Origin of the sequence: Frisingicoccus sp., from assembly GCA_016298055.1 — a bacterium.
In the GTDB taxonomy this organism is placed as follows: Bacteria; Bacillota; Clostridia; order Lachnospirales; family Lachnospiraceae; genus Frisingicoccus.
This window is the reverse complement of the sequence record JAEDDO010000063.1, coordinates 1-10969: the sequence shown is the minus strand read 5'-3', so window position 1 is coordinate 10969 and position 10969 is coordinate 1. Positions and strand designations below refer to the sequence as shown.

The window sequence follows — 10969 nt, the reverse complement described above, 5'->3', positions numbered from 1 at the left end:
AGGGAGAGGGTATAATTTGGTTGAACGATGCACCATTTTTGGCGGGTCATTCAACTAGAAAGAGTTGAAAAGCTCGGAGCTGACGGTGTTCAGATTGCAAGCCGTTTTGTTGTCACTGAAGAATGTGATGCTTCTGATGCCTACAAGCAGGCTTATATTAAGGCAACTGAGGATGATGTAAAAATTATTAAGAGTCCTGTAGGAATGCCTGGACGTGCAATTAACAACAAATTCCTTGAAAGCCTCGGTGGAGAAAGAGACCCATTTAAATGTTTCGGCTGTCTTGCAAGATGTAATCCTGCCGAGATTCCTTACTGCATTACAGACCGACTGATTAAGGCAGTTCGCGGAGATGTTGAAAACGGTCTTATTTTTGCTGGTGCTAATGTTGGAAGAATTACAAAAATGACTACTGTCCCTGAGCTTATTGCTGAGTTGGGATTCTAAAAATTAAGGACTTTCATCGTGATAACAGATGAAAGTCCTTATATTATTACTCTGCAAATTCTACATTAACATTTCCGCTTTTTGTTGAAAACTCAAGTTCTTTGCCACCGTTTCCCTTACTATTCATTGGAATATTAACAGAGCCTGAAATTGTATCTACTTCAATGTCATAATTTTGCTGACTGTCAGTTAATTTTAAATCAAATGATCCGGATATACTGTCACCGGATATTTCTTTTTCCACTGTAAATGCATCGATTTCAATATCTCCTGATGTACTGCTGCTTTCAAAAGATTTTACTGAAACATTATCACCTGCTATCTCTCCTGATATTGCGTCACAGCTCAACTCACCTTTTACTGCAACATTCGTAAGTTTCAGATTTCCTAATGTTGAGTCAAACTCCATATTACCATTAACAGTGATATCTGCTAAAGACACAGTACCTGATTTAGTGTCTATAACCAAAGTCTGATTACAATTAACATTTTTCAAGTCAATATCTCCTGATGTAGTATCTAAATTCAAATACTTTTCACATGGAACGTCTGACATCTTAATGCTTCCTGACACTAAACCTATATCATATGAACCCGCATAGTTTTCCGGAATCGTTACAACTACTTTGCAATCCTCATAATCATCAAAATCAGCTGTTGATATCATTTCTGAAATATCTGTAAATACATTGATATTTACTGATGAACTTTTTCTGTCCATTGATAATTTTTTGCCGTTTTCTTTTATAATGTAATCTGAATTCTCCGGATCATCATAATAAGTGATTTTAATGGTCTCATTATTGCCAAGCTCTATCTCTACGTCTTCTGATACAAGACAAAGATTTAATTCTTCAATAGAAGTTTCACTTGCCACATATTCCATCTCTACAAGATTTCTGCTGTTTTTACTAATTTCTTCTTTGCTGCCTTTATTTTTTAATGAAGATGTTATACCTGCTGTTGTAATAATTGCACCAGCTATAACTAACACTCCTCCAACTATACATGCCTTTACTATGTTTTTCATATCAATCCCTACTTTCTAACTATCATTCTTTTAATGCACTTTACCAAAGCTACTGTTGCAAGTATTAAGCCTTTGCTTACATAAAAGCTTGCTATAAGTCCCAAAATAGTAGCTCCACATAAGAGCAATGCTGCTCCAAAATATATAACTGCGGATAAAAGAGAACCTTTAAATATCATGGCGGCAAATGCTATTATGCATGCAAATGTACTTACTCCGAATGAAACTGAAACTACCCAAAAAACAAAAACCACTGACCAGATTGCAACATAAATTCCAAAGACTGTAGCCCCAAAACCTATGGCAAGAGGGAACCACAAAGGACTTCCAACAATAATTAATATTATTGCCCATACAGGGAATTTTTTACCCTCAGTTTTCTCTTTTGCCTTGTATTTTACAATTGTTGTCAGTGGAAGCTCACACATAATCTGCTGTGCTATTTCTTCTGCTGAACCAAGAGAAGCAACTGCCTCCTCCTCTGTCATTCCATCTTCCATTCTGTCATCAATCATCTCTGAATAATACTCTAATGATTTCTCAAGCTCTTCGTAGGGATATTTCCCTATCAATGCTCGTAATCTATTTAAAAATTCCACTTTACTCATTTTCCGTCATCTCCTTTTTAATAAATTTGTAAATGTCCATCATTCCCTGCCATTCCTCAAGGAACTCTGATATTTTTGCTCTGCCGTTCTCTGTAATCTGATAATACTTTCTCAAACGACCATTGTGTTCTGTCGAATACACTGTCACACAGGCTGCGGTCTCTAGTCTCCTTAATATGGGATAGAGCGTTGATTCGGATATTGTCACATATGGCTGTAGGTCTTTTATGATCTTATAGCCGTATGAATCTTCTCTTAGCAGAACACTGAGAACGCATATATCGAGCATTCCACGTTTTAGTTGTACATCCATGCTTTCTCTCCTTTCTTTATACCCCCTGATACATGATACTATATATCGCATAGTATTATATGTCAAGGGGTATTTCTTCGTTTTTTTTTAGAAGGGGGAGTCTTCTCCAACTAGAGATAAAAGAGCAGCATGGAATAATCTGCATTTATCTGCCTGGGATTATTTTATGCTGCTCTTTTTTTCATATTAGAAGCCCTGTTTTTTCTTATAAAGGGTACTCTAAGATATTTGATTTTATACTATTTTATTATATTTTTTACAATTATATTCTCGTATTCTTTTGCATAGCCTTTGTGGATACAGGTTACTGTTACATCATTGCCTTTTCCCTCAAGCTTGTAGCAGTTGTATTCTGTTGAACGATGCACCATTTTTGGCGGGTCATTCAACCACTATATTTAGTAAAAAGTTTTATTAACTCCCCAAATATAGATAATTAGTCTGTTACAAGTCTCATTATAACATAATATGACTGTTTGTGCCAACTACTTTTTCTTGATAATCTGGTTCACCTGCTACCATATAAATATTATTATATTGCTTCTCTGTCAAACGTAAAAGTCTCACTATTCCGGTTTTAGGTGCGTACTCTTCAATTCGTCTGTAATGTTTTTCGGACGCTTTCCTATTTTGCACTATCCGCATATACACTTCCGGTGCTATTCGCAAATAGCCATCTTTATGTAAAAACTTTCGAAGCCTCGTATACTCTGTTTTAGTTCCCCATCTATCTGTTGGACTAAGAATAACAAGTAATCTCATTCCGTAATTCCCTCCATACTTTCAATCGGCAGAATCATTGGTAACTTCAGTTTTTCTGTCGAAGCATCTAAAATAATCCTCTTTAAACTTTCTACCATAATATCAATCGCCGACATTATATTAACCTTGACTCCATCGACGATACAGGCATTATGTAATACATATGCTAATTCTCTTCTTTCTGATTTTGTCAACTGAATATTTGACGCTATATTGTTATGTACTACTAAATCAACTATTGCACGATACGGTTCTATCAAATCATCGGCCAGATTAAATGCATTCAATTGATTGTCATGATGTATTCCAAAAGTTGGATGAAAACCCGTTGCCACCAGTTTTCTTGCAATTGCACTTCTTACAACAGCATAGCCATAATTCAGTCTGCTATTGATAGGGTTCTCACTTCTTCTGTTAAATCCCTCATGATAATATGCAAAATATTCTTTAGCAGCTAATGATTCACAGTAATCCACATTTTCCTCATCTACAGTTGCCACATGCTCTGCAATTCTTTCCGCACCATCCAAACCCATAATAGACAAAGCTCTGGATTGATTACTTATCTTTTGTTTTATAATATCAATCCATAATTCCATATATTTTTCATGTGTAGTATTTATTTGTGCATGCATTAATTTAGACTGCCTTGCATGACCTTCAAATGGCAACACAATGGCTGTCGGTAAATATCTGTCATCCAGCGTCATCAGTGCCACCTTATTTTGACTTAAGATAGATAAATCCATTGTAGAAAGTCGTATATTAGCACCATGTACCATAATCTGATTCAAGTCCTCTATCGGCACAACTGCAATTCCATCGTCTGTTGTGATTTCCAATTGCCCTTCTTTTATGTGTATTTCTGCTGCATGACTAATTTCAAGTGTACGAAATCCCATAAATGTTACCTCTCAAAGCATCTTTAAGTATACACATTTTATTTCTTTCTCCCCCTCTGAGAAACAGGACTTTTCATCAACTCCGACTTTTGCATTATCCGTATCAGTGCCTGTTTTTCATCCTCCGTCAGCTTATTGTAACGGAGTTTGGTCTGCTTACAGAACACCATCAGAAGTTGTTCTGCCCGACTTCCTGCAAAGGCAGCCACTTCCTCCAAGTCCTGCCGCAGTTCTTCTGCCACAGAGGTCTTCGGTGCTCCGTCACTCCTTCCGATGTGGGCTTTTCTGATATCTTCCAGGATGCTGCCCATATCCTTATGTACCCGGCTACGGAAATAGTCACCTTCCTCCACATGAGCCGACTGCAACAGATACATGGTTTTGTCCTGTTCCGTCGGCTGGTACTTTTCCATGATTTCAGCCCTTGCCACATCCACCCATGCGTTTAGGTTCTGTATTTGCATGGATGCAATCCCTTCCACATATATCTGTATGTCAGCAAGAAGCTTTGTGAAATCCGGGTGGGTTGCCAGTTCACAAAACAGTGCCGTATCCACCCGTTTACTCTTTAATAGCTCTATCATTTCGTCACTCAGATGCAGGTCAGAAAGCTCTGCATTCGGGTGGCTTTTTGTTTCTGTCCGGGCAAGCAGATAATCGGCAGTCACACCGTAAAAGTCAGCCAGACGGTTGATGGCGTGATGGCTGATATCCTTGTAATCCTCCGATTCATAGCTTCCGAGGGCAGATTTTGACAGCCCGGTTTCGTTCGCAAGCTGTTCCAAGGTCAGTCCCCATTCTACCCGTAGATCTTTTAAGCGTTCCTGTATGGTTAATGCCATGGCGTTTTCTCCTATATCTTTTTTCTTCATTCTATCACATTTCCGAGAAAACGGAAATCCCCGTTCTAAAACCTAAAAATCCTACCTTTCGGATATACGGCACAGCCCTCAGAAAAAGTGTAGACTTTCCTTACGTTCATCGATGAGCCGTACCTCGAAAATAAAGAAATATCCACTCTTTTGTGGACGGAAAGGAGTTATATGCCACAATACGCTATTTTACGATTTGCGAAGCACAAGGGCTGTCCGTCCGGGGCTCTGGAAGCCCACCACGAACGGAAAAAAGAACGGTATGCCAGTAATCCCGACATTGATACGGAACGCAGTAAATACAACTTCCACACCATCAAACCGAAGGAGCGGTATTCACGATTTATCAAGCACCGAATCGAGGAATCCGGCTGTCGTACAAGAAAGGACAGCACAAGGTTTGTGGATACGTTAATTACCGCAAGCCCGGAGTTTTTCAAAGGGAAATCCACACAGGAAACGGCAGCCTATTTTAAACGGGCTACGGAGTTTCTTGCGGACCGGGTCGGCAGGGAAAACATCATTTCTGCGGTGGTACACATGGACGAGAAAACACCCCATCTGCACCTGACCTTTGTTCCGCTAACCAAGGATAACCGGCTTTGTGCCAAGGAGGTTATCGGAAACCGGGCAAGCCTTACCAAATGGCAGGATGATTTCCATGCTTACATGGCAGAGAAGTATCCTGACTTGGAACGTGGAGAAAGTGCCCAAGTCACGGGAAGAAAGCATATCCCCACAAGGCTCTTTAAGCAGGCGGTCAGCCTTACCAAACAGGGGAAGAAAATCGTGCAGACATTGGATAGTATCACCGTGTTTAACGCCGGAAAACAGAAGGAGGAAGCATTACAGCTTTTACGGAAGTGGTTTCCTCAGATGGAGAATTTCCTCGGACAGCTAAAGAAGTATCAGGTTACCATCGACGATTTGATTTCCCAAAACCAAGAACTGGAAGCCCGGGCAAAAGCCGGGGAAAACGGAAAGATAAAGAATGCGATGGAACGGGCGAAGCAGGAAAGCGAATTAAGAGAGCTGCACCGGCTTATGGAACGGATACCACCGGAGCTTTTAGCAGAGCTTAGACAGGAAGTAAAAAAGGAAGACAAAAACCGATAGCCGGCATCTGCGGATGTCTGGAAACGAAGAAAGGAGGATGCCTATGGGGAAGAACCGAAGAGGTACGGAATTACCGGCAGGAAAGGTCCTTATGGCAGAGGACGGAAAATGGTATTTCGTGTGTGGGAAAAACCACATCGAGATATCCGAACACTTTGCCACAAACGGTAAGAAACTGGATGACCTGCTGACGGATGTAATGCTATACACTGCGGAAGGTAAGATTTCTGCTTAAATACATTGATTATCACCCATGCTTACGCTATAATATTTTTACAGGCAGTATTGTAAGCGTGGGTTGTTTCAAAAAGGAGGATTTTGATGAAACAACCAAACAATACAACCATTTATAACACGGCACTTTACCTTCGTCTGAGCCGGGACGATGAGCTTCAGGGAGAAAGCGGAAGTATCCGCACCCAACGGATGATGCTCCGGGAATACGCCCATGAGCATGGTTTGAACGTGGTGGGAGAATACATTGATGACGGATGGTCCGGCACCAACTTTGACCGCCCGGAGTTCCAACGGATGATTGATGACATTGAGGATGGCAGAATCAACTGTGTTGTGACAAAGGACCTGTCACGCCTTGGCAGAAACTACATTCTGACCGGGCAGTACACAGAGCTCTATTTCCCAAGCAAGGGAGTACGCTACATCGCCATCAATGACAACGTGGACACCTTAAACGGTGACAACGAGCTTGCACCGTTTTTAAACATCTTGAATGAGATGCACGCCAGACAGACCAGCAAGAAGGTCAAGGCAGCCTTCCGTACCCGGTTTGCAAACGGAGCCCACTACGGAGCCTATGCACCCCTAGGGTATCGAAAGGACCCGGAACAGACGGGACACCTTCTGATTGACCCGGATACCAAGTGGATTATCGAAAGGATATTTGAGCTTGCCCTGCACGGTGCAGGAGCAGCGAAAATCACACGGATACTGATGGAGGAAAAGGTTTCCACCCCGGCGTGGGTAAATTTCCAAAGAAACGGCACCTTCGCCCATGTATTTGAGGGAGCAGAGGAATCCAAACGGTATCAGTGGACGATAGCACAGGTAAAAAGCATCCTGAAGGATGAAAACTACATCGGGAACAGCGTGCACAACCGCCAGTCCACCGTCTCTTTTAAAAACAAGAAGGTGGTACGAAAGCCCGAGTCGGAGTGGTTCCGGGTAGAGAATACCCACGAAGCCATCATCACGAAGGAAGTATTTTTACAGGTACAGGAGCAGATAGCCGGTCGCCGGCGGGTATGCAAAAACGGACAGACCCAGATATTTGCCGGACTTATCAAGTGTGCCGACTGCGGATGGACGCTTTCTTATGCGGAAAACCGGCAGAACAAAACACCTTACGGCTACTACCACTGCGGGAAAAACGGACAGGGACTGGGACAATGCTCCATGCACTACATCCGCTATGATGTGCTTTACGGATATGTGCTTTCCAGACTGCAATACTGGTCGGAGCAGGTGCACCGGGACGATGAAAAACTGCTACAGCAGTTGTTAAATGCCGGAAACAAGGAACGCAGTGCCGTAAAGAAACAAAGAGCCGTGGAACTGAAAAGAGCCACAAAGAGAAAAGCCGAGGTAGACGGACTGTTTACAAAGCTGTACGAGGACTGGTCTTTGGGAAAGATAACCGAATACAACTTTACCATGCTTTCGGAACGGTTTCAGACGGAGCAACAGGAACTGGAAACCAAAATCCGGGAATTACAGGAAGCCTTAAGCTCCATGGAGCAGACGGAAAGTGATGCAGAGAAGTGGGTGGAACTGATTAAGCAGTACTCAAATCCCACGGAACTGACCACTGAGCTTTTAAACTCCCTGATTGAAAAAATCGTGGTGCATGAAGCTGTAAAAAGCCCGGATGGCTGCCGAAAACAAAAGGTAGACATCTACTACCGCTTTATCGGAAAGATTGATTAAATGAAACTCCCTGCGTGTCGGGATGCGGTACGCAGGGGAAGCAATAACCTTAACTATGGGAGTCCGGAGAAACAGTTCCGAATACGGAAACATTGAAATTGCTGTCAAAAGTATTCGATGTTTCCATAAATACACTTTTAGGCTCACCGAGAAAGCTTATTTGTCAATGCTGCGGAATGCCGCTTGAAGATGATGATATTATCGGACATAATCACGATGGTTCTTTCAACGAGGACTATTGTAAGTGGTGCTATGCCGACGGAACATATACTTACAATGATATGGACGATTTGATTGAAGTTTGTGTTAAGAATATGGTAAGCGAGAATTTCACGGAGGAACAAGCCCGTTCTTATATGAAAGAGCTACTTCCCACTTTGGATTACTGGAAGAAATATGATGAGCTTAGTGATAACGGTCAGTTTGAAGAATTCAAGAAAAAGTTAATCAATGAGATTAACGAATTGAATGTTGACGGAATGCCAAAGGTGGAAAAACTGAATGCCCTTGTTGGAAAGTATGTGAATCTTGAGTACCGGCTTCCGAATGGGCAAGCGGCTAAGTTTTTGAATGACGCAAAGACGTATCTGGGCAATCAACTTGAATGTGAATACGGCGGCGATAGATGTTTCGGCGTTGTTGCAGATATGGATTTTATTCTTATTTGCACTTATGAAGAAGACGGTAAAAATCCGGAACTTGTATTGTATAAGAAAAGATGATAATAGCGAAAAATAGTAAGCCATTAGAGTTAATGATTTCAGTGCAAACAAAGAAATTTTGAGGTGTTAGCAATTTGCGACACCTCTTTCTTTTTGCCAAAAAACCTATTGATATTTTTTGTGGATTGAGTATAATTGAAGTATCGAAAGCAAACTGCTTCCGATAGAAAAGAAAGCGAGGTGCAGGTATGAGAAGCAAGAGTCCTGAACTTATGAGTGAGATAAAAAAGTATATCGAGGATTACTACCTGCAAAACAGACAATCCCCATCGACTACAAAGATTGCTGAAGCTGTTGGCATTGCCAGAGGTACAGCATACAAATACTTGGTAGAGATGGCTGAGAAGAATATGATAGAGTACGACGGGCAGGAGATTCGCACCAATGTGACCCGTAAGTACAGTGGCGAACAGACACAGACACCGATTGTAGGTTCTATTCCTTGTGGCAGTCCTCAGTATGAGGAAGAAAATATTGAAGAATATGTATCACTTCCTACTGCTATTTTCGGCAAAGGAGATTTCTTCATATTAAGAGCAAGCGGTCAGTCTATGATTGAAGCAGGGATTGATGACGGCGACCTTGTGGTTGTCAAAAAGCAGGTAGAAGCCAAAGAGGGCGATATAGTAGTTGCCCTTGTGGATAATCAGAATACATTGAAACGTTACTTCCGAGATAATGAGAATAAGAAAATCATTCTCCACCCGGAAAATAAAAAGATGAAAGACATCATTGTAGATGAGTGCTGCATTCAGGGTGTGGCTCGTCACATCATCAAAGAACTATAACAGAGGACAGACGAATGAGAACACTTGAAGGAATTCGCTATCTAATCAATTTGGATAGTGCGGAAATACAACAGAACTTTGCCGGAGGAGTTGCACCGCCGGACAAGGTGGAGTCGGAGGTGGACACAACTTGAGTATTTATATGTCAAGAGCCGAGTTGGAAGAAATCAGCGAAGGCTTGATAACAGCTTATGCTAATAAGTTTAGCAATCGAGTGATTCAATCCATCGACATAGAACATTTCATTACAGAATTTCTTATGTTACGAATTGAATACGCTTCTTTCGCAGAAGATGATGCAGGTAGGATTGGTTTTCTGGCAGATGGAGCAACACCACTGCTGGTACATCAGGACGGAAAAATTATTCCCTTTGTTTTCCCGAAAGATACCATCGTACTTGATAAATTTCTTCTTGCTGAAAAGGAGCAGGGACGTCGCAGGTTTACAATGGCACACGAAGCGTCACATCATATCTTGAGTAAGATGTATGCAATGCCGAGTGAAGGACGCTTTCATACAGAGTATGACAGTGAGCGTAGTTATTCCAAAGAGGAACTGGCTCAGATGTTTGCGTCTGTTGAGTGGCAGGCAGATACAATGGGAGCTTCGCTTCTTATGCCGAGAAGAATTATTGAAAATGCCTTGGCGAAATATAATCAGTCAAATCCGATAAAAGTTTATGGCGATAATACCATTACTTCAAAGGAAAAAGCAGTTATTCGTAGAATGGCAGCTTATATCGGAGTATCTTATACAGCCTTGGTTATCAGATTGAGAGATATGGGACTATTTGAGTATCACAATATCCTTGAATACATTTCCAATGAATTAAATCTGGGAGGTGTTTCGTAATGAGGTTACAGACTCAGGTAGCACCTGAAATACAAAAGAGATTGCTTCTGTCAAGAGTAGAAGCAGAAAGCCTGAAAGAGCGTGATATTCTCTGCCCGATTTGTGGGTTCAGGATACAGAGAGTTTTTTCAGACGCAACCGGACATTTGAGTGTGAAGTGTCAGAAATGCAAGAATGTCCACATCTTAAATCTCGCTTACTTCCGCAGAATCCGTAGGAATGGATATGGCAGGAATTGCAGGCGATGAAGATTACAAGTAAATATCGAAACGATTTCTAATCGAGTAAGCGGAGATAAGCAATTTATTTGCTAAACTACCAAGCACCGTACGAAGCCGGATAAGTGAAGAATAGAAGTATTCTTTGCTGTCCAGATTCGACGGTGCTTTTTTTGTTGCTGTTTTATTCGATTATGCTTCGTGCAGTATTAGGTCTTTTCCCTTACTTGGGAAAGGACTTTTATGTTTTATAACGCATGGCAGTGCCAGATAGCTGAGTACCCGTAATCTCCGAATTTTGAAACTTACCAATTTTTCAAAATTGAAAGGAGATTACGGAAATGACAAACAAACTTACATTAGCAGAACAAGAAGAATTATTTGCAAAGGATTG

General features: G+C 41.4%; 13 protein-coding genes. 7 read left to right on the top strand and 6 right to left on the bottom strand.

Annotation, left to right across the window (positions count from 1 at the left end; genetic code table 11):
* Nucleotides 1-27: 27 nt before the first annotated feature.
* A complete protein-coding gene (locus tag QZZ35_RS06565; RefSeq protein WP_198605609.1) occupies nucleotides 28-447 on the top strand; it encodes a nitronate monooxygenase in 420 nt (139 codons plus the stop codon).
* A 46-nt stretch (nucleotides 448-493) separates the two neighbouring features.
* Here the strand turns inward: QZZ35_RS06565 and QZZ35_RS06560 are convergent, their stop codons facing one another.
* The 6 genes from QZZ35_RS06560 to QZZ35_RS06535 form a co-directional block, all read right to left on the bottom strand.
* Entirely contained in the window at nucleotides 494-1477 is a 984-nt protein-coding gene (locus tag QZZ35_RS06560) for a DUF4097 family beta strand repeat-containing protein (RefSeq protein WP_291236670.1), read from the bottom strand.
* A gap of 8 nt (nucleotides 1478-1485) precedes the next feature.
* The gene (locus tag QZZ35_RS06555) at nucleotides 1486-2085 is read right to left on the bottom strand and encodes a DUF1700 domain-containing protein (protein WP_291236669.1); all 600 of its coding nucleotides are present in this window, start codon (nucleotides 2083-2085) and stop codon (nucleotides 1486-1488) included.
* Complete coding sequence (locus QZZ35_RS06550; protein WP_198605606.1) at nucleotides 2078-2398, bottom strand: PadR family transcriptional regulator; 321 nt, start codon at nucleotides 2396-2398, stop codon at nucleotides 2078-2080. Before QZZ35_RS06550 ends, QZZ35_RS06555 begins: the two co-directional genes overlap by 8 nt.
* A 456-nt stretch (nucleotides 2399-2854) precedes the next feature.
* Entirely contained in the window at nucleotides 2855-3160 is a 306-nt protein-coding gene (gene cas2, locus QZZ35_RS06545) for a CRISPR-associated endonuclease Cas2 (protein WP_198605605.1), read from the bottom strand.
* Complete coding sequence (cas1, locus tag QZZ35_RS06540; RefSeq protein WP_291236668.1) at nucleotides 3157-4062, bottom strand: type II CRISPR-associated endonuclease Cas1; 906 nt, start codon at nucleotides 4060-4062, stop codon at nucleotides 3157-3159. The genes cas2 and cas1 overlap by 4 nt, the downstream gene beginning before the upstream one ends.
* Before the next feature lie 38 nt (nucleotides 4063-4100).
* The gene (locus tag QZZ35_RS06535; protein ID WP_198605610.1) at nucleotides 4101-4904 is read right to left on the bottom strand and encodes a helix-turn-helix domain-containing protein; all 804 of its coding nucleotides are present in this window, start codon (nucleotides 4902-4904) and stop codon (nucleotides 4101-4103) included.
* Nucleotides 4905-5105: 201 nt separating this feature from the next.
* Between QZZ35_RS06535 and mobV the strand changes: the two genes are divergently transcribed.
* From mobV to QZZ35_RS06505, 6 genes are all read left to right on the top strand, one after another.
* On the top strand, nucleotides 5106-6050 hold the full coding sequence (mobV, locus tag QZZ35_RS06530) for a MobV family relaxase (RefSeq protein ID WP_291236667.1): 945 nt from the start codon (nucleotides 5106-5108) through the stop codon (nucleotides 6048-6050).
* A 43-nt stretch (nucleotides 6051-6093) separates the two neighbouring features.
* Entirely contained in the window at nucleotides 6094-6285 is a 192-nt protein-coding gene (locus tag QZZ35_RS06525; protein ID WP_209344106.1) for a hypothetical protein, read from the top strand.
* Nucleotides 6286-6371: 86 nt separating this feature from the next.
* The gene (locus tag QZZ35_RS06520) at nucleotides 6372-7994 is read left to right on the top strand and encodes a recombinase family protein (protein WP_291236666.1); all 1623 of its coding nucleotides are present in this window, start codon (nucleotides 6372-6374) and stop codon (nucleotides 7992-7994) included.
* Nucleotides 7995-8092: 98 nt separating this feature from the next.
* Nucleotides 8093-8716, top strand: a complete 624-nt coding sequence (locus QZZ35_RS06515; RefSeq protein ID WP_291236665.1) for a zinc ribbon domain-containing protein — start codon at nucleotides 8093-8095, stop codon at nucleotides 8714-8716.
* Between the two features lie 188 nt (nucleotides 8717-8904).
* Nucleotides 8905-9504 (top strand): transcriptional repressor LexA, encoded by a 600-nt coding sequence (gene lexA, locus QZZ35_RS06510; RefSeq protein WP_291236664.1) that lies wholly within the window; start codon nucleotides 8905-8907, stop codon nucleotides 9502-9504.
* A gap of 130 nt (nucleotides 9505-9634) precedes the next feature.
* Nucleotides 9635-10357 carry an ImmA/IrrE family metallo-endopeptidase gene (locus QZZ35_RS06505; protein ID WP_154454510.1) on the top strand — a complete coding sequence of 241 codons (723 nt, stop codon included), beginning with the start codon at nucleotides 9635-9637 and terminating at the stop codon, nucleotides 10355-10357.
* Nucleotides 10358-10969: the final 612 nt, after the last annotated feature.